This is a genomic window from Nocardia abscessus (genome assembly GCF_015477775.1).
GTDB classification, from domain to species: Bacteria; Actinomycetota; Actinomycetes; order Mycobacteriales; family Mycobacteriaceae; genus Nocardia; species Nocardia abscessus_A.
The window spans coordinates 326,135-344,177 of the sequence record NZ_JADLQO010000001.1 but is presented as its reverse complement, the minus strand read 5'-3'; the positions used below and the strand labels follow the sequence as shown (position 1 = coordinate 344,177).

Below are 18,043 nucleotides of genomic sequence, written 5' to 3'. Positions count from 1 at the left end.
GGAGAACGACCATGCCGGCAATCGTCCTCATCGGCGCCCAGTGGGGTGACGAGGGAAAGGGCAAAGCAACCGACCTGCTCGGCGGCCGGGTGCAATGGGTGGTTCGTTACCAAGGCGGCAACAACGCCGGTCACACCGTGGTGTTGCCGAACGGTGACAACTTCGCGTTGCATCTGATTCCCTCCGGCATCCTCACCCCGGGCGTGACGAACGTCATCGGCAACGGCGTCGTCGTCGATCCCGGCGTGCTGCTCGACGAGCTGGCGGGTCTGGAAGAGCGCGGCGTCGACACCACCGGCCTGCTGCTCTCGGCCGACGCGCACCTGATCATGCCGTACCACGTGGCCATCGATAAGGTCACCGAACGCTTCCTCGGCAACAAGAAGATCGGCACCACCGGCCGCGGTATCGGGCCGTGCTACCAGGACAAGGTCGCCCGCGTCGGCGTGCGCGTGGCGGACGTGCTCGACGAGAAGATCCTCACCCAGAAGGTCGAGGCGGCGCTGGAGTTCAAGAACCAGGTGCTGGTCAAGATCTACAACCGCCGCGCGCTGGATCCGCAGCAGGTGGTCGATGAGGTGCTCACCCAGGCCGACAGCTTCAAACACCGGATCGCCGACACCCGGCTGAAACTGAATCTGGCGTTGGAGCGCGGCGAGACGGTGCTGCTGGAGGGCTCGCAGGGCACGCTGCTGGACGTCGACCACGGCACCTATCCGTACGTCACCTCGTCGAACCCGACATCGGGCGGCGCGGCGGTCGGCGCGGGCATCGGGCCGAACCGGATCAACACGGTGCTCGGCATCCTGAAGTGCTACACCACCCGGGTCGGTTCCGGCCCGTTCCCGACCGAGTTGTTCGACGAGTTCGGCGCCTACCTGGCCAAGACCGGCGGCGAGGTCGGCGTCACCACCGGCCGGGCTCGCCGCTGCGGCTGGTTCGACGCGGTGATCGCGCGCTACGCCACCCGGGTCAACGGCATCACCGACTACTTCCTCACCAAACTGGACGTTCTATCCAGTCTGGACACGGTGCCGATCTGCGTCGCCTACGAGGTCGATGGCGAGCGGGTGGAGCAGATGCCGACCACGCAGACCGAATTCCATCACGCGAAGCCGATTTTCGAGCAAATGCCCGGTTGGTGGGAGGATATTTCCGGCGCGCGCACCTTCGAGGAGCTGCCCGCCAACGCCCAGGCGTACGTGTTGCGTTTGGAGGAACTCTCCGGCGCCCGTATTTCGTGCATCGGCGTGGGTCCCGGTCGGGATCAGACCATCGTCCGGCACGACGTACTCGGCTAGAACCTGTTCGAATTCCGCGCGGTCCAGCGGAAATTCAGCACGATCACCACAAATTAGCCACATCGATCGTGCTCGCTCGGCTTCGATCATGATCGGTGAAGAACTACAGTTAGAGCATGGCTCGGAACTGGCCGATGATCGAGCGCGAGAGCGAATTCGAGGCGATCCGCGCGGCACTGACCGGTCCGGAGCACGTCGGTGTGGTGCTGACCGGCGATGCCGGGGTGGGTAAAACCACCCTGGCCAGGCATGCCACCTCCGCTATCGGTGGCAATGTGCGCTGGGTCGCGGGCACCGAATCGGCGCGCAGCATCCCGCTGGGAGTGTTCGCGCATATGGTCGGTGTCTACACGGCGCACGATCCGGTCACGTTCATGTCGGCGGCGCGGGAGGCGTTGCTCGCCGACGGGGACACGGTGATCGGCGTGGACGACGCGCATCTGCTCGATCAGCTCTCCGCCACGCTGTTGCTACAGCTGGCGATCGACAAGGCCGCGCACATCGTGGTGACCGTCCGCAGTGGAGTCCCGGTGCCGGACGCCGTCACGTCACTGTGGAAAGACGGCCATTTGACGCGCATCGACCTGCGCCCGTTCACCCAGCGCCAGAGCGTGGAGCTGGTGGAGTCGATGCTCGGCGGGCAGCTCGAGGGGTTCACCGCCAATCTGATGTGGGAGTCCTCCGCCGGAAACGCACTGTTCCTCAGGCATTTGGTCGAGGGAGCGCTGGAGGCGGGCACGCTGCGTCAGGTCAATGGGGTTTGGCAGCTGCGCGGCCGCGCCGCGGTGACCTCGGAGCTGGCCGCGCTGCTGGAAGACCGGGTCGAGCAGCTGCCGGAGCCGGTGTTGCGGGTGCTGGAACTGCTGACCTTCTGTGAGCCGATCGATCTCGACGTCCTCGCCGAATTGGCGGGCGAGGACGCGGTCGAGGCCGCGGAAGCGCGCGGCGTGATTCGCGTCGTGGAGAATTCCCAAGAACTGATCGTGCGCTACAACCACCCGCTGTTCGGTGAGGTGATCCGGCGCAGACTCGGTATCGCCTCGGCGCGGCGGCTGCGCGGCAGGCTGTATTCGTCGCTGAAGGAACGCCGGATCAATTCCGCCGCCGACCGTATCCGGCTGGCCGAATTGGCCCTGGACAGCGACAAATCCGCGGATCTGGAATTGTTCGAGGCGGCCGCCGCCGACGCGATCGGATTGGCGAACCTGCCATTGGGCGAGCGCTTCGCGCGGGCCGCGGTGGAGCGGCGTGGCGGCGTGGAATCAGCCGACCTGCTGGCGCGTGCCCTGCTCTGGCAGGGCCACCGGATCGAGGCCGAGCGCACCCTGGCCAGCTTCGACCCCGACCAGCTCGACGAGGTGCAGTTGGCGCGCTGGGGCAGTACCCGGGTGGCGAATCTGCTGTGGGCCATGGGTGACGCCGACCGCGCCGACGAGGTGCTGAAGTTGGTGCGCGGAAAGGTGCGGCATCCGAAGATCGCGGCCATCTTCACCGGTCTGGCCTCCGCGAGTCTGGTGAACGAGAACCGGGTGGACGACGCGATCGCCGAGGCGGAAACGGTGATGTCCGCCGATGGCGCCCCGCCGTGGGCGGTGTGGTGGGCGGCGTTCGGCGGCGGGCTGGCGCTGGCGCTGATGGGCAAGGGTGAGGCAGCCAGGCAGTACGCGGCCCGCGGGCACGAGGTGGAGGAGCACATCGACGGGCTCAACCGCTTCATGTCCACGCACGCCGAGGTGCTCGCCCTGACCTTCACCGGCGATCTGGAGGCCGCACGACGCCGCGCGGGGGCGTTCGTCGGATACTCCTCGCCGGGCCAGTACCTGGCCTGGGGCATGTCGAAAATCTTGCAGGGCACCGTCGACGTGGCGCAGGGCCGGTTCCTGGACGGCATCGAGAATCTGGAACAGGCGCTGGCCGCACTCGCCGCGGAGGGCGCAGCGGCCTGGATGTTCCCAGCGAGAATTCGTTTGGCGGAGGCGTATTCGGCGCTCGGTCGCCCCGGCGAGGCCGCCGAGTCGATCGCGCACGCCACCGCGCGGGGTGGCAGGCACAGCGCCGTGTACGAGCCGCAGCTGGAAGTCGCCCGCGCCTGGCTGGCCGCCGCCGAGGGAACCGTGACCCCGGCCATCCGGATCGCGGTCAACGCGGCCGACGCGGCAGCGCGTTCGCATCAGCACGCGATCGAGGCCTTCGCGCTGCACACCGCGGCCCGCTTCGGCGACCATTCCGTGTCCGGACGCCTCGCCGAGCTGGCCACCCGGGTGGACGGGCGGTTGGTGCAGGTGCAAGCGCGGCACGCGGTGGCACTGGCCGCTCATGACGGACCGGGGCTCGACGCGGCCGCCGCCGAATTCGAGCGCATCGGCGTGTCGCTGTCGGCCGCCGACGCCGCGGCGCAGGCCGCCTCGGCACACGAGCGAGCGGGCGATCGGCGCAGGCTGCTGGAGTCCGCCGCCGCGGCGAACCGGCTCGCCGCCGCGTGCGGTGGAGCGAGCACTCCGGCACTGCGGCAGGCCGCGCAGCCCTTGCCCCTGACCGCCCGGGAACGCGAGATCGCGAACCTCGTCGCCGCCGGCCTGTCCAACCGGCAGATCGCCGACCGGCTCACCGTCTCGGTGCGCACCGTCGAGGGTCATCTCTACCGGGCCTGCATCAAAATGGACGTCACCGATCGCGAGTCCCTCGGAGCGCTGATGCGCGGCGAGACCGGGAGCGGGTGACGGCCGTGCGATCGACCATAGTGGCGGGTGTGCTGGCGGCCGGATTGGCTTTGACCGCCGGATGCTCGGACGGAGAGCCGCAACCGGTCACCAGCTCGGTGCAGTCCTCCGCGCCGGTGGCCACGAAGACCGAGACGCCACAGGAACGCAACGCACGGATCAGGCAGAAACTGATCGAACTCGGCTGCTCGACCAACGCCTGCATCCAAACGTACTTCGGCTGCGCGGACGGGTACATCACCGGCGACGCCTGCGAGTTCTTCCGCGCGCATCCGGTGTTGTGAAATCCGGCACCTGCGGGCGCTGAGTGTGTTCGGCGCTAGAACAACGTGGGCTCGCCGAATCCTGAAGTGCGTTCGATGGTCAGCAAGCGTTGCTTCGTATCGATTCCGCCGGGGGCGGAGAATCCGTGTAGCGCGTGGTCGGCGGCGAGTACGCGGTGGCACGGGATGATCAACGGAATCGGATTGCGGCCCAGGGCCTGTCCGACCGCCTGGGCTCCGCCCGGTGCGCCGACCCGGTCGGCGACCTGGCCGTAGCTGAGGGTGTGGCCGGGATCGATGGCACGCGTGACGGTGTAGACGGCGCGGTGGAATTCCGGAATTCCGCTGGTGTCCAGAGGAATCCAGCGCAGATCATCGAGCTCGCCCGCGAGGTGGGCGCGGATGCCCGCGACTGCCTCCGCGATGGCGCCGGTGGGTGTTCGCTCGGGGACTTCTTCCCCTGCGCGAGGGCGGGTGATGCGCGCGCGGGTGGCCGCCGGGCCCGCCTCCGGGAGTTGGAATCGGATCACCCCCGCAGCGCTCCACGCGATGGCGCAGCAGCCGATCGCGGTGTCGAACAGCGCCGCCGCGGCACGGCCGGAGGCCACGGGCTCCGTGGTGGGGCGATCGGTCGCGGAGGTGAGGCGAGTGGCGTCACTCATGAGCCAAGTCTGCACCGCCGGACCGACAAGTTCGCAATGGGCAGTCCAGTTATTTCGAACTGGCCTTTGATGTGCCTTCGGCGCGTCGAGCGTTCGCGGGTTCGGCGCGGCGGGCGACCTGGGCGGAAGCGCCGGGGCGCGTGCTGCCGCCACACTGGACCGGTGCCGGCGAGCCGGCTTTCCGCGACGACGGGCCGAGCGCGGAGGCCGGCGGCCGAGGGGCGAGCGCCGTGGGCTTCGTCACGCTGGGCAAGTCCGGGTCCGGCACGTCGCTGTGGCCGTAGATCGCGGCAAGATCGGAGTATCGCCGCTGGTGGTCGTAGTAGGAGAGGGTTTGGTCGGACATCGGCGTGCCCGGATGGAAGCGTTCGAGCCGGAACGCGCGTTCGTCGCGGCTCGGTGCGTAGCGGTAGATCAGGTAGCCGGACAGGGCGACCAGGAACAGTGTGGCGAGGACGGTCATGTCCGTCAGCGTGCGCGCCACTGGCCTTGCCAAGAAATATCCAATCGGCCGATACTGGACCGCATGGCGACGAGAGTGATCGGCGCGGGCAGCCTGGCTCGCGATCTGGGCCGCTGGCGGCACGCGGACGACGGCGAGGCGGACGCGGCCGGGCGGCGGTCCGCCCGCCCGGCGTATCTGGCGCTCGCCGAAGGCATCCGGCTGCTGATCCACGACGGTCGCGCGCCGCTGGGTGTCGCGTTGCCCAGCGAACGCGATCTCGCCGCCACCCTCGGAGTCAGTCGCACCACCATCACCTCCACCTACGCGCTGCTGCGCGAGCACGGCTACCTGATCAGCCGTCAGGGGTCGCGCAGCACGGTGGCCCTCCCCCGGGACGTGCAGCACGACGGCGTCAAACCGGCCAGGAGCATCCTCGCGATGATGGGCTCGCCCGAGCTGCCCACCATCGACATGACCTATGCCGCCATGGCCGCCCCGCTGGAGATGCAGGACGCGTATTCGGCTGCTCTGGAAGGGATTCCGGCATACCTCGGCACCCACGGCATGGACCCGGTCGGCGTGCTCGCGCTGCGCGAGGCGATCGCCCGCCGCTACACCGCGCGCGGCCTGCCGACCGAGCCCGACCAGATCCTGGTCACCCTCGGCGCCCAGCACGGCCTGCGGCTGTTGCTGAACGTGCTCACGGCGCCCGCCGCCCGCGTGCTCATCGACCATCCGACCTATCCGAACGCCATCGAGGCGATCCGCGACGTCGGCGCCCGGCCGGTGCCGGTGCCGCTGCGCCCGGAGGACCCGGCGGGCGGCTGGGATCTCGACGGCATCCGCAGCGCCGCCCGGCAGACCGCGGCCAGCCTGGCCTATCTGGTGCCGGACTACAACAACCCGACCGGCCTGCTGCTCGACGCCGACGGCCGCGCCGAACTGGCCGCGATCGCACGAGATACCAGGATGACCGTCGTGATCGATGAGTCCATGGCGGATCTCGGGCTGAGCGAGGACCTCGCGCCGCCGCCGGTCGCGGCCTTCGCCAAGGGCGCCGAGATCGTCACCATCGGGTCGGCCTCGAAGTCGTTCTGGGGCGGTCTGCGCGTCGGCTGGATCCGGACCAATCAGGCGCTGATCACCAAGCTGCTCGGCATCCGCTCCACGGTCGACCTCGGCACCCCCGTGATGGACCAGCTGGCCACCGTGCACCTGCTCGAGCACGCGGACGTCATTCTCGACCGCAGGCGCGGCCAATTGCGTTCGCAGCGTGCCGCTCTGCTCGACACGCTCGCCGAGGAACTGCCGGACTGGCGGGTCACCGTCGGCGCGGGTGGCATGTCGGTGTGGGCGCAGCTGCCGGCCTCGGTCTCAACGGCGCTGGCCGCCACGGCGCCCAACCACGGTGTATTGCTCGCGGCCGGGCCCCGATTCGGTGTGCAGGGCGCGTTCGAACGGTTCCTGCGGCTGCCGTTCACCCATCGGGAACCGGAATTGCGACTGGCGGTCAAGGCGATTGCCTCCGCCTATGTGGCGCTCACGCCGCGCGCGGCGGACCCGTTGACGCCGTTGACCTGCTACTGAGGGGATCTCGCCGCCGCTTGGGGAGAGCCTCCGCCGGCGGCACTTCCCCTCCGAGCGCCGCCGGGCACGATTGGCCGGCCACCCCTCGGGGCTGGCCCTCGTCGTGCTCGGGCGGCGTGCGGAAAGCTCGCACGGCGCCGAGGCCTCCAGCTCGAGCTGCGGTCAAGGGGCGGACCGGATCGGGTTCGATGAGATCCGCTGTTCTCGAAGGCCGCCAGCTCGCGGACAGTATGGCAGGTACGGTGCCGAACTGTCGAACCGGTTGGTTTGTTACAACTTTCAATCAGCGCCCAGGGGTGCCGCGGCGGTGCGCCACGACACCCCGGTCCGTGCTCAGTCGGCCCAGACCGCCTCGATCGGCGTGGCGGTGGTCGGCGGCGGGGTCGGAATCCCGTTCGGAGTGCGGGAGAATCGCGGGGCGGGGGCGTGCTGGGTGATGCCGTCCAGCTCGACCAGGGAGCCGCGGGCGGCGATGTGCTCGTTGCGCGTCGCCTCCTCGAAGGTGAGCACGGGCGAGACGCACGCGTCGGTGCCGACGAAGATCTCGGCCCACTCGTCCCGGGTCTTGGTCCGGAAACGTTCGGTGAACAACTTTTTCAGCGTGTCCTGCCCGGCGGGGTCGAGCTGGAAGGGCAGGCCGTCCGCGTCGATCTCCAGGCCGGCGAGCAGCTGTGCGTAGAACTGCGGTTCGATCGCACCGACCGCCATGTACTTGCCGTCGGCGGTTTCGTAGGTGTCGTAGAACGACATTCCGGTGTCGAGCAGGTTCACCCCGCGTTCATCGGACCAGGCGCCTACCCCGCGCATGCCCCAGATCATGTGCGAAAGGGCAAGGGCGCCATCGACCATGGCCGCGTCGATCACCTGGCCCTTGCCGGACTGCTGCCGTTCGACCAGTGCGGCGAGGATGCCGAACACCAGGAACATCGAGCCGCCGCCGAAATCGCCCACCATGTTCAGCGGCGGAACCGGGCGTTCGCCCTTGCGGCCGATGGCGTGCAGCACGCCGGTGATGGAGATGTAGTTGATGTCGTGCCCGGCGCGGTCGGCCAGCGGGCCCTGCTGGCCCCACCCGGTCATCCGTCCGTAGACCAGGCGCGGGTTGCGGGCGAGCGCGTCGTCCGGGCCGAGGCCCATCCGCTCGGTGACGCCGGGGCGGAAGCCCTCGATCAGCACGTCCGCCTTCTCGATGAGACCCAGCACCTTCTCGATGTCGGCCGGGTCCTTGAGATTGGCCTCGACGATGGTCCGGCCACGCAGCTGCGGCCGGTCGAACCCGCCGGGCAGCTGTCCGGCCCGCTGTACCCGCACCACGTCGGCGCCCAGATCGGCGAGCAGCAGCGCGGCGTGTGGGCCAGGGCCGATACCGGCCAACTCGATGACCTTGATGCCCGCGAGCGGGCCCTGCTCGGCGGTGGATGGAGTGCTCACGCGCTACCTCGGTTCGTCGTTGATCCAGCGCACCGCTGGCCGGTGCGTCCTCCCGGAGGGAACCGGGAGAGTGTATTGACAGTATGACAATAACGCTGCGGCCGGAGCCGGGTCATACTCGAACACCCTGCGACGCGAGATAGGCGACGGGCTCGACGGCGCGGCCGTTGCGCCGCACCTCGTAGTGCAAGTGCGGGCCGGTGGAGTTGCCGGTGGACCCGACGGCGCCGATCACGGTGCCCGCGGCGACCCGCTGGCCGGTCTGGACCCGGATGCTGCCCGGGGTCTGGTGGGCATAGATGGTCTCGGTGCCGTCGGCGGAACGGATCCGAACCTGATAGCCGTACCCGTCCCCGAAGTTGCCCGCTTTGACCACGGTGCCGCCGGTGGCGGCGTAGATGGGCGTGCCGGAGGGGGCGGCGAGGTCGAGCCCACCGTGGTGCTTGCCGCCCCGGGGACCGTAGTGCGAGGTGATCCGGTATTTCCCCGGGTCGAGGGGCGAGCGGGGGCGGCCGTCGCCCGGCAACGCGCTCGCGAGCCTCGTGTGTTTTCCGGCTATGCCGTTGAGGTATTGCGCGGTGAGGCGGTCCACCATCGCGGCGGTTTCGGTCGCCTTGGCCTGTCCTCCCCGGACTATGGTCTGGGCTTTCCGCAGAGCCTCGGAGAGTATCTGGTGTACCTTCCGCTGACCTTCCTTGGTGTAGGCGCTGGGCCCGAGTTCGGCGAGTTGCACGTTGACCTCCCGGATCAGCCGGACCACCGCTTTCCGGTCGGCTCGGCTGTTCCCGGCCAGGCCGGAAATGTATCGCGCGAGGTCGTTGTCCAGGTTGTCGAACGCCTTCGCCGCGTTCTTCTGGAACAGCGCCCGCGCCTTGATCGCTGTCGCTCCCGCGCCCGAGCCGACCGATCCACTGGGTCGTGCGCCCAGACCTGGGGTGCCCGCCGCATCGCCGTCGGTGCCGTACAGCGCCTCCAGTTTCCGCAACGCTTCCAGTGCCTGTTGCGCCTCCGGTGTGAGCGCGGCTCCGTCGGCGGCGGTGGGGGTGGGGGCATTCGACCCGCCCGAACCCGCGCCGGATCCGCCGCCTGCGAGGCCGGACAGCGCCGACGCCAGCATCGGCAGCGCCATCATGGCCATCGACCCGGCCATCATGGCAGCCGGAGCGAGCGTCGCGATCATCTCCGGGTCGATCCCGGGCGGTGGTGCGGCGGGCTCGCCGCTCGCTGGTGGCGCGGTGCCGTTCGACGGCGGTGCGGCGCCCTCGGGCGGTGCCACCACGCCACCGGGCTGCGGTGCCAGAGCTCCGCCGGGGACGGCAGTGCCGGTAGCCGGTGGTGGTTGTGCGCCATTGGGGGCGGGAGCGGTCGTAGCGGGTGCGGAAACGGGTTGCGCTCGTGAGTTCGACGTGGGCGCCCCGGTGGTTCCGCCGGGCGCGTGTCGTGCCAGATCGGTCAGAACACGGGCTGCCTGGGCAGCGGTGCCGGGGTCTTTCCGCTCAAGCGCCGGGGCCGCGGGCCCCGGGATGCCGGTCGAGTCCTCGGCGGGTCCGCCCTCGCTCGCTGACTCTTCCTCCACGAGGTGAGCCACTTCCCCGCTGGTCACAATCACCTCCGCATGCCCACAAGCCCATCCGGCACGCCTCTCGCCCAGCGCTGTGGCCGAGATCAATTGTGATGTCTGGTGTTACCGCGCGGTCCTCATCACTGGGAATCGCGAGGCGCCGAGCGCCGGGGCTGTCACCAAGGGCCAGCGGATACCAGCCGGTTGTGCAATCGCTGTCGTATCTTCCGGATACCGGGTGCCTGGGAACCGGGCAGCAAAGGGCCCGGATATCGGCTCCGGAGCTCGCTCACGGATTCCTGCCCGAGACCGGCTTCCGCCTGCCGGAAGTCGGCGCGGATTCGCGGGTCGAGACGGTACGGGTCCGACACCAGGCGATATCCGACGATCCGCCGGAGCCGGGCCAGTTCCGCTCGTACCGTCACCGCCTTTCCGCCGGTGCCGTACAGCTGTTCGGCCAACACCGCAGCGGTCAGCCCAGCTGGATTGTCGAGCAGAAGAACCGCCAGCTCGCTGTGCCGAGGACTGAGTTCGTGGACGATGCCGTCCATCCACAGCAGGGCGCGGGCGCGGCCCAGTGTGCTCAGGCGGGGCGCTCGTTCGTCCGAAACGCTGCCCGGCAGAGCGTAGACGGCGAACGGTCCGCCCGGCGCGAGCCTTTCGATCACCACGCGACGACCATCGGGCAGTTCGGTTTCGCCCTCGACCAATGGTGCGGGCCAGACGTCGGGCAGCCAGCCCGGAGGCGACGCATGCAACAGCCGTCCCTCGGGCGACAGCAGAGCGCCTCGGTCGCCGACCCGGCTGAGGAGACGATCGAGGTATCGGGTCCGTATCTCGGCGTCACGCCGCCTGGTGAGTTCACGAAGATGCGCCTCGGCCAGCCGCGCCGCCGTCGTGACCAGGGGCAACGCCAGCGAATTCGTGTCGCGAAGTCGGCAGGTGACGTCCACAACGCCGATCACAGCGCCGCCCACCGGATCCCTGATGGGTGCTGCCGAGCAGGTGAAGTCCGCGGCGACGGACAGGTAGTGCTCGGTGCCCCGGACTTGGAACGCGCGCCCCAGGGCCAGAGCGGTGCCCACGCCGTTGGTCCCCGCTTCGGTTTCGTGCCAGCGCGCTCCAGGGACGAGATTGGCTCGTCCCGCCGCACGTCTGGTCGCGGGATCGCCCTGCACCCAGAGCAGATGGCCGTCCGCATCGGCCCCGAACAGGACGTGGCCCGGTTCGAACGCGGCGCCCTCCAGGCTGGCGAACAGCACCGGCCAGACCGAGGCCATCCGATGATCTTTGCGCCAGGTGCGCACCTCGTCGTCGGTCAGGCCGACTTCGGGGAGATGACGGTCCGGATGCAGGCCGCGACCTCGGGCGCGATCCCACGAGGCGCGGACGTCCGCGCGCGTCAAGCGAGTCTGCCCTGTCACCAAAAGCGTGTGCCTCGTGATATTTCGATCGGCCGCAGTGTCCTACCGCCCGGAGACATCCCGGCGTCGGGACCAGCGTAAGCATCGCGCATCGCCCTGACAACGAGTTGCGCTGCGCTGCAACGTTCATGCAACCCCCGTTCGGTGCCTTCTCCGCGCGACGAAAGCGCGCCATCGTGTGCGAACCACTTCTCGTGAACTGGAGGTTGTCGATGCCCTTCTTCGAACTGCCCGATGGTGTGCCGATGTACTACGAGGATCACGGTGCCGGGCGTCCCGTCGTGCTCATTCACGGATGGACCATGAACACCACCTTCTGGGCACAGAACGTGCCCGCCCTGGCGGAGGGAAACCGGGTGATCAATCTCGACCTCCGCGGGCACGGCGCCTCCGGTAAGACCGACGACGGCCATACCCTCGCGCAGTACGCAAGGGACGTCCGCAGTCTGCTCGATCACCTCGCACTCGAGGACGTATGCCTGGTCGGCTGGTCGATGGGCACAGCGGTGATCCTCGACTACATCCAGCAGTTCGGGTCCGAGCGGCTGCATTCGGTGGTTTTCGTGGATCAGTCGCCGCGGTTTCTCGACGCGCCGGGCTGGGACTTTCCGCTCCAGGGCGGCTACTCCCAGAGTGATCTCGCAGTTTTCGTGCAGGCGGTGAAGCATGCGCGGCCGTCGGTGATCAAGCCGTTCATCGCGGCATGCTTCGCCGATACCCCGCCATCGGAGGTGATCGACGCGGTCTACGCGGAGACGGCGAAAACGCCGACCGCGGCGGCCTGCGCCGTCTGGTACGACATGGCCTTCGCGGACTTCCGGCAGGTCCTGCCCGAGGTCACCGTGCCCGCACTGCTGATCTACGGGGCGCAGAGCAAGATCTTCCCCGGCCCGCTCGACGAATGGCTCGCGGCGCAATTGCCGAACGCGAAGGTGGTGCGTTTCGAGCACAGCGGTCACGCGCCGTTCTCGGAGGAACCGGAGCGCTTCAACGAAGTACTCGCCGGGTTTCTGCGCGATGGCGAAATCTCCTGACAGCGCGGGAGTGCTCGCCGCTATAGGCTGCACGTGTGGACGCGCTGTCTGATCAGGGGTGGTACAACCTTCTCACCGGCCTCGTGATTCTGGTCGGCCTCGTCGGGGTCGTCGTGCCGATCCTGCCGGGCGTCATCCTGATCTTCGGGGCCATCGCCGTCTGGGCCTTCCTGACCGGGGGCGTCACGGCCTGGACGGTTTTCGCGATCAGCACGGTGCTGCTGGTGCTCTCCGGCGTCGTCAAATACCTCTGGCCCGGACGCAGGATGAAGGACGCGGGGGTGTCCAACCGCGCGCTCTTCCTCGGTGCGGTACTCGGTGTGGTCGGCTTCTTCGTGATCCCGGTTGTCGGCCTGTTCGTGGGGTTCGTTCTCGGCGTGTACCTTTCGGAACTCCAGCGGCTGCGCGTCAACCGGCAGGCATGGCAGGCGACGGTGCACGCGTTGAAGGGCGTCGGCCTGTCCATCATGATCGAGCTCTTCGGGGCGCTGCTTGCCGTCGGTGTCTGGGTGGCAGGCGTCTTCGCCGTCTGAGCGCTACCGATCGATGGCGGGGAACGGAATCGTGTCTCCCGCACGGCTTTCGTCGGGCAGTTCGTCGCGGCGCAGCCGCAGGGTCGGCGGTTCCGGGCGGTACAGCGGCAGTGTGGGGGTGTGGTCGGTGCTGACGGTGCGTACGCGGGCCGGGAGACGGTAGAACGCGCGCGCGTTGTCCTCCAGGACCGCGTACATGTCGGTGCCCACGACGTCACAGAGCAGATCGACGTCCGAGTCCTCGAACGGGCGCCCGGCGCGAGTGCCGGGCAGATCGGTGCCGAACATCAGGGCTTCGGGATTCACCGCGTGGATGCGGCGCAGGGTGTCGGCGACGTTCATCGCGACCCGGCCGAAACCCGTCGCTTTGACCTTGGCGCCGCGATCGACGAGATCGAGCAGGAAAGGCACGCCCTCCGCGGACATGCCCAGATGGTCGACCGACAGCGCGGGCAGCTTGGAGATGACGGGTTGCAGCGAGGCCAGCATCGTGCCGTCGATGTAGACCTCGACGTGCCAGCCCGCCAATTCGTACGCGCGCAGCGCCTGCAACGTCATCCCGGTGATGTCGGCGGCCGCGCGCTTGAGGTTGAAGCGCAGCGCGCGCACGCCGATGCGGTCCAGTTCGAGGATTTCCTCGTCGGTGGCGTCGAGGTCGAGCCGGGTGACGCCGACCCAGCCCTCACCGAGTTCGGCGAGGGCGGCCTTCAAGTAGGTCTGGTCGGTGCCCTGGAACGACCCGCTGACCACCGCGCCGCCGCCGATGTCGAATCGCGACATGCGCTTGCGGTAATCGGCGATGGTGAACGGGTCGGGCAGGTAGCCCTCGTTCTCGGCCAACGGAAACCGCGGGTCGAAGATGTGCAGGTGGGCATCGAACACTTGTACAGAATGCCTCAGTGTCGGATTTTCCGCTGCCACAGCGGGGGTGCCGCGGTGGCAGCGGAGTCGTTCGCAGCCGGGGTGATCAGACCTTGTGCGGTTCGCTGGCGCGCAGCATGTCCTCGCGCTCCACGACCTTGACCCGCTCGCGGCCCTCGGGCTCGCCGAGGGAGCGCTCGTGCGCGTCGAGGCGGTACCAGCCGGCCCAGGTGGTGAACGGAATGCCCTTGCTCTCCAGGAACTCGGTGACGGCCTCGGGTTCGGGCCGCTCGGCCGGTGCGAAGTCGGGAGCGTCGTCCAGCAGGCAGGCGATGGTCTCGTTGGCGTCGCCCTTGGTGTGACCGATCAGGCCGACGGGGCCGCGCTTGATCCAACCGGTGACGTAGGTGGCGGGCATGTACCGCGCCGCGCCGTCGGCGTTCTCGTCGGCGATCACGCGACCCGCTTCGTTCGGCACGGTGCCCGCCTGGTCGTCGAACGGCAGGTTGGTCAGGTTCTGCGACAGGTAGCCGACGGCGCGGTAGACCGCCTGCACGTCCCAGTCCTTGAACACGCCCGTGCCCTTGACGTTGCCGGTGCCGTCGAGCTCGGTGCGCTCGGTGCGCAGGCCGACCACCTTGCCGTTCTCGCCGAGCACCTCGGCGGGCGATTCGAAGAAGTGCAGGAACAGCTTGTGCGGCCGGTCGCCTGCGTCGCGGATGGCCCACTGCTCGAGGGTGTTGGCGACCATGTCGACCTGCTTGGAGTGGCGGCGCGCGGCTTCGGAGCCTTCGTCGTAATCGATGTCCTCGGGGTCGACGATGACTTCGATGGTGGGCGAGTGGTCGAGTTCGCGCAGCTCCAGCGGGGTGAACTTGGCCTGCGCCGGGCCGCGGCGGCCGAAGACGTGCACCTCGACGGCCTTGTTGGCCTTCAGGCCCTTGTAGACGTTCGGCGGGATCTCCGTGGGCAGCAGTTCGTCGCCGGTCTTGGCCAGCACGCGGGCGACGTCCAGCGCGACGTTGCCGACGCCGAGGACCGCGACTTTCTCCGCGTCCAACGGCCAGGTGCGGGGCACGTCGGGGTGGCCGTCGTACCAGGAGACGAAGTCGGCGGCGCCGAAGGAGCCGTCCAGGTCGATGCCGGGGATCGGCAGGGCGCGGTCGGCGTTGGCGCCGGTGGAGAAGATCACCGCGTCGTAGAAGGCCCGCAGGTCGTCGAGGGTGATGTCGGTGCCATAGTCGATGTTGCCCAGCAGGCGCACCTGCGGCTTGTCCAGCACCTTGTGCAGGGCGGTGATGATGCCCTTGATCCGCGGGTGGTCGGGCGCGACGCCGTAGCGGATCAACCCGAACGGCGCGGGCATGCGCTCGAACAGGTCGATGCTCACCTCGGCGTCGGACTTCATCAACGCGTCCGCGGCGTAGATCCCGGCCGGTCCGGCGCCCACGATCGCGATGCGGAGCGGGCGGGTCTTCGCGGTGTGCGCGTCGAGCCCGGCGGAGGAAGCCTGCGTCACCACGGAGGGCTCGCGAACACCGCCATCCGGTACTGCACTCTGTTCGGTCATCTCTTACGCGCACCCTTATGGTCGAAACAATTAATGACGTCTGGCTTAGCTTAGGCTAAGTTGACGCACCGGCTCGGTCGCACCCGTTCGGTGCGGACGCCGGCGTTGCCGGCTCGTGGCTGCACGGTGCTCCGTTCGCCGCGGCGTGGAGCTGCCGATTCGCTATGACAGCAGGCCGCCGTCCCGCGATTCTATCGGGATGGTCGATCCCATCCCGCGGCGGTGCGTGAACTCGGCGGATGCCATCGCAAGCCACATCCGTCGCTTACCCGGTTGCGCGCCGCCTATCGCGGCCGCCCGGACCGTGTCGTGATCGCCGTGGTCCCGAGCAGGGGGCCGAGCGCTCGATACCCGCGCCGACCAGGGATCATCGAGCCATGACCGAACAGCAGCCGACCCCGGGCGAGGACGAGATCATCCGGGTCGATCAGACCGACAAGCGCTCCGCGGCCCCGTTCATCGCGGCCGCGGTGGTCGCGGCGATCGTGCTGATCGCGATCGTGCTCGGCGGTGTGCTGTCGCCCGCTGAGAAAAATGTCACAGAAGCCGACCGCATCACCGCGGCCGTCCGCAACTTCGTCGACGGATCCAACCGCAGCGACGTCGTACCGCCCCCGGGCACCGCGTGCCAAGGTTTCGACGCGAGCCGCTCGCCGCTGGCGGGCCAGGACGGCGCCGGAAAGCCGGTCGAGATCACGAAAATCGACAACCCCATGGTGGACGGCGACCGGGGCAAGGCCACCGTGACCACAAAGGTGGACGGGCGGGAGGCGACCTCGACCTGGAATCTCACCAGGTCCGGCAGCAAGTGGCTGGTCTGCACCTGAGTGTTCGCGCAGTGTGCGCCAGGGTTTGACAGGGTGACCCGGGTCGGTGCAATCTCAGTCGAAGGTCATGAGAACCAGTGTCAAGCCCCGGCATTACTGGTCGGCAACCCTCCTCCGCGGTGGGGTGCTCCGGGTGACGACCTGGCGGCGCCCCGGTCCCGGGCGCGGCAAGTGCGGATTCGCAGGAGGTGCACATGAGTTATGCCGGTGACATCACTCCGCAGCAGGCATGGGAACTGTTGCGGGACAATCCCGAAGCCGTCCTGGTGGACGTGCGGACGGAAGCGGAATGGAGGTTCGTCGGCGTCCCCGACACGAGCTCGATCGAACGGCCGACCGTGCTGATCGAGTGGGTCGACTCGACGGGTGGGCGCAACGAGGCATTCGTCGAGCAGTTGAAGCAGGCGCTCGACGGTCACGACCCCGATGCTCCCGTCGTCTTCCTCTGCCGCTCCGGCCAGCGTTCGGTGGGCGCGGCGATCGCCGCCACGTCGGCCGGTTACCGCACCTCCTACAACGTGCTCGAGGGCTTCGAAGGCCCGCTCGACGAATTCGGGCATCGCGGCGGCGCGGGCTGGCGTGCCCTGGGACTGCCCTGGCGGCAGTCGTGATCACCGGCGGCGCGTTCGACAAGCCGCTGCCCGAAGGCGTCGGCCCCGCGACGCTCGGCGTGCGCGGCGGGCTGCGGCGCTCCGGTTTCGAGGAGACCGCCGAGGCGCTGTACCTGACCTCCGGCTTCGTCTACGAGAGCGCCGAGGCCGCCGAGGCCGCGTTCACCGGCGAGGTCGAGCACTTCGTCTACTCCCGCTACGGCAACCCCACCGTGGCCATGTTCGAGGAGCGGATGCGTCTGCTCGACGGCGCCGAAGCGTGCTTCGCGACCGCGAGTGGCATGTCCGCGGTGTTCACCGCGCTGGGCGCGCTGCTGAGCGCGGGCGACCGGCTCGTCGCCGCCCGCAGCCTGTTCGGCTCGTGCTTCGTGGTGTGCAACGAGATCCTCCCGCGGTGGGGCGTGGAGACCGTCTTCGTCGACGGCGATGATCTCGACCAGTGGGAACAGGCACTGTCGGTGCCGACCCAGGCGGTGTTCTTCGAGACGCCCGCCAATCCGATGCAGACGTTGGTCGACGTGCGCCGGGTGACCGAACTGGCACACGCGGCGGGTGCGAAAGTCGTGCTGGACAACGTGTTCGCCACTCCGCTGCTGCAACGTGGCTTCGAGCTCGGCGCCGACGTGGTGGTCTACTCGGGCACCAAGCACATCGATGGGCAGGGCCGGGTGCTGGGCGGCGCGATCCTGGGCGCGCAGGACTACATCGACGGGCCGGTGAAAACGCTGATGCGCCATACCGGTCCGGCGCTGAGCCCGTTCAACGCGTGGACGCTGCTCAAGGGTCTGGAGACGATGCCGCTGCGGGTGCGCCATTCCACGGAGTCCGCCCTGCGCATCGCCCGCTTCCTGGAGAACAACCCGGCTGTCGGCTGGGTGCGATACCCGTTCCTGGAATCGCATCCGCAGCACGCGCTGGCCACCGGTCAGATGAGCGGGGGCGGCACCGTGGTCACCTTCGAGCTGAACGCCCCCGAAAACGAGGCGAAGAAGCGCGCTTTCGAAGTCCTGAACAGATTGCGCATCGTCGACATCTCCAACAACCTCGGTGACGCCAAGAGCCTGATCACGCACCCGGCCACCACCACCCACCGCGCCATGGGCCCCGAAGGCCGGGCCACCATCGGCCTGACCGACGGCGTCGTGCGCATCTCGGTGGGCCTCGAAGACGTCGAAGACCTCCTCGAAGACCTCGACCACGCCCTTTCCTGACC

The 18,043-nt window shown here is 68.8% G+C and carries 16 protein-coding genes and 1 riboswitch; of the genes, 9 read left to right on the top strand and 7 right to left on the bottom strand.

Annotation, left to right across the window (positions count from 1 at the left end; all coding sequences use genetic code 11):
- The first annotated feature begins 11 nt into the window (after window positions 1-11).
- The 3 genes from IU450_RS01740 (at window position 12) to IU450_RS01730 (ending at window position 4,305) form a co-directional block, all read left to right on the top strand.
- Window positions 12-1,301, top strand: coding sequence for an adenylosuccinate synthase (locus IU450_RS01740; RefSeq protein ID WP_195148012.1), 1,290 nt, complete (start codon window positions 12-14; stop codon window positions 1,299-1,301).
- Window positions 1,302-1,417: 116 nt separating this feature from the next.
- Window positions 1,418-4,021, top strand: a complete 2,604-nt coding sequence (locus IU450_RS01735; protein WP_195148011.1) for a helix-turn-helix transcriptional regulator — start codon at window positions 1,418-1,420, stop codon at window positions 4,019-4,021.
- A gap of 5 nt (window positions 4,022-4,026) precedes the next feature.
- Window positions 4,027-4,305: a hypothetical protein gene (locus IU450_RS01730; RefSeq protein ID WP_195148010.1), complete on the top strand. Its 279-nt coding sequence runs from the start codon at window positions 4,027-4,029 to the stop codon at window positions 4,303-4,305.
- A 35-nt stretch (window positions 4,306-4,340) separates the two neighbouring features.
- Here the strand turns inward: IU450_RS01730 and IU450_RS01725 are convergent, their stop codons facing one another.
- Window positions 4,341-4,946: a methylated-DNA--[protein]-cysteine S-methyltransferase gene (locus IU450_RS01725; RefSeq protein WP_195148009.1), complete on the bottom strand. Its 606-nt coding sequence runs from the start codon at window positions 4,944-4,946 to the stop codon at window positions 4,341-4,343.
- A gap of 49 nt (window positions 4,947-4,995) precedes the next feature.
- Window positions 4,996-5,409 (bottom strand): hypothetical protein, encoded by a 414-nt coding sequence (locus tag IU450_RS01720; protein WP_195148008.1) that lies wholly within the window; start codon window positions 5,407-5,409, stop codon window positions 4,996-4,998.
- A 63-nt stretch (window positions 5,410-5,472) separates the two neighbouring features.
- On the opposite strand from IU450_RS01720, the gene IU450_RS01715 reads away from it, so the two are divergent.
- On the top strand, window positions 5,473-6,978 hold the full coding sequence (locus tag IU450_RS01715) for a PLP-dependent aminotransferase family protein (RefSeq protein WP_195148007.1): 1,506 nt from the start codon (window positions 5,473-5,475) through the stop codon (window positions 6,976-6,978).
- A gap of 333 nt (window positions 6,979-7,311) precedes the next feature.
- On the opposite strand, the gene IU450_RS01710 is transcribed toward IU450_RS01715, so the two are convergent.
- The 3 genes from IU450_RS01710 to IU450_RS01700 all read right to left on the bottom strand — a co-directional run bounded on the left by IU450_RS01710 (window position 7,312) and on the right by IU450_RS01700 (window position 11,394).
- On the bottom strand, window positions 7,312-8,409 hold the full coding sequence (locus tag IU450_RS01710) for a CaiB/BaiF CoA transferase family protein (protein WP_195148006.1): 1,098 nt from the start codon (window positions 8,407-8,409) through the stop codon (window positions 7,312-7,314).
- Window positions 8,410-8,521: 112 nt separating this feature from the next.
- Window positions 8,522-9,685: a peptidoglycan DD-metalloendopeptidase family protein gene (locus IU450_RS01705; protein ID WP_195148005.1), complete on the bottom strand. Its 1,164-nt coding sequence runs from the start codon at window positions 9,683-9,685 to the stop codon at window positions 8,522-8,524.
- Between the two features lie 461 nt (window positions 9,686-10,146).
- Entirely contained in the window at window positions 10,147-11,394 is a 1,248-nt protein-coding gene (locus IU450_RS01700; protein WP_195148004.1) for a GAF domain-containing protein, read from the bottom strand.
- A gap of 212 nt (window positions 11,395-11,606) precedes the next feature.
- Between IU450_RS01700 and IU450_RS01695 the strand changes: the two genes are divergently transcribed.
- Both IU450_RS01695 and IU450_RS01690 read left to right on the top strand, forming a co-directional pair.
- Window positions 11,607-12,428 (top strand): alpha/beta fold hydrolase, encoded by an 822-nt coding sequence (locus IU450_RS01695; RefSeq protein ID WP_195148003.1) that lies wholly within the window; start codon window positions 11,607-11,609, stop codon window positions 12,426-12,428.
- A 35-nt stretch (window positions 12,429-12,463) separates the two neighbouring features.
- Complete coding sequence (locus IU450_RS01690; RefSeq protein ID WP_324197491.1) at window positions 12,464-12,961, top strand: DUF456 domain-containing protein; 498 nt, start codon at window positions 12,464-12,466, stop codon at window positions 12,959-12,961.
- Between the two features lie 3 nt (window positions 12,962-12,964).
- Here IU450_RS01690 and IU450_RS01685 read toward each other — a convergent pair whose 3' ends face one another.
- Window positions 12,965-13,843, bottom strand: coding sequence for an amidohydrolase family protein (locus tag IU450_RS01685; protein ID WP_195148002.1), 879 nt, complete (start codon window positions 13,841-13,843; stop codon window positions 12,965-12,967).
- Window positions 13,844-13,928: 85 nt separating this feature from the next.
- The gene (locus IU450_RS01680; protein WP_228833898.1) at window positions 13,929-15,392 is read right to left on the bottom strand and encodes an FAD-dependent oxidoreductase; all 1,464 of its coding nucleotides are present in this window, start codon (window positions 15,390-15,392) and stop codon (window positions 13,929-13,931) included.
- A 377-nt stretch (window positions 15,393-15,769) separates the two neighbouring features.
- Here IU450_RS01680 and IU450_RS01675 point away from each other — a divergent pair, with 377 nt between their 5' ends.
- The 3 genes from IU450_RS01675 (at window position 15,770) to IU450_RS01665 (ending at window position 18,041) form a co-directional block, all read left to right on the top strand.
- A complete protein-coding gene (locus tag IU450_RS01675; protein WP_195148001.1) occupies window positions 15,770-16,219 on the top strand; it encodes a hypothetical protein in 450 nt (149 codons plus the stop codon).
- A 63-nt stretch (window positions 16,220-16,282) separates the two neighbouring features.
- Window positions 16,283-16,399, top strand: a riboswitch (SAM riboswitch).
- Between the two features lie 14 nt (window positions 16,400-16,413).
- On the top strand, window positions 16,414-16,830 hold the full coding sequence (locus IU450_RS01670) for a rhodanese-like domain-containing protein (RefSeq protein WP_174189312.1): 417 nt from the start codon (window positions 16,414-16,416) through the stop codon (window positions 16,828-16,830).
- A complete protein-coding gene (locus IU450_RS01665) occupies window positions 16,827-18,041 on the top strand; it encodes an O-succinylhomoserine sulfhydrylase (protein WP_195148000.1) in 1,215 nt (404 codons plus the stop codon). The genes IU450_RS01670 and IU450_RS01665 overlap by 4 nt, the downstream gene beginning before the upstream one ends.
- The last annotated feature ends 2 nt before the right edge of the window (window positions 18,042-18,043 follow it).

Bases quoted from the DNA above. Each gene is read 5' to 3' on its own strand.
- IU450_RS01735 (WP_195148011.1), top strand. From the start codon at position 1,418: ATGGCTCGGAACTGGCCGATGATCGAGCGCGAGAGCGAATTCGAGGCG.
- IU450_RS01680 (WP_228833898.1), bottom strand. From the start codon at position 15,392: ATGACCGAACAGAGTGCAGTACCGGATGGCGGTGTTCGCGAGCCCTCC.
- IU450_RS01675 (WP_195148001.1), top strand. From the start codon at position 15,770: ATGACCGAACAGCAGCCGACCCCGGGCGAGGACGAGATCATCCGGGTC.
- IU450_RS01725 (WP_195148009.1), bottom strand. From the start codon at position 4,946: ATGAGTGACGCCACTCGCCTCACCTCCGCGACCGATCGCCCCACCACG.
- IU450_RS01740 (WP_195148012.1), top strand. From the start codon at position 12: ATGCCGGCAATCGTCCTCATCGGCGCCCAGTGGGGTGACGAGGGAAAG.
- IU450_RS01715 (WP_195148007.1), top strand. From the start codon at position 5,473: ATGGCGACGAGAGTGATCGGCGCGGGCAGCCTGGCTCGCGATCTGGGC.
- IU450_RS01695 (WP_195148003.1), top strand. From the start codon at position 11,607: ATGCCCTTCTTCGAACTGCCCGATGGTGTGCCGATGTACTACGAGGAT.
- IU450_RS01670 (WP_174189312.1), top strand. From the start codon at position 16,414: ATGAGTTATGCCGGTGACATCACTCCGCAGCAGGCATGGGAACTGTTG.
- IU450_RS01720 (WP_195148008.1), bottom strand. From the start codon at position 5,409: ATGACCGTCCTCGCCACACTGTTCCTGGTCGCCCTGTCCGGCTACCTG.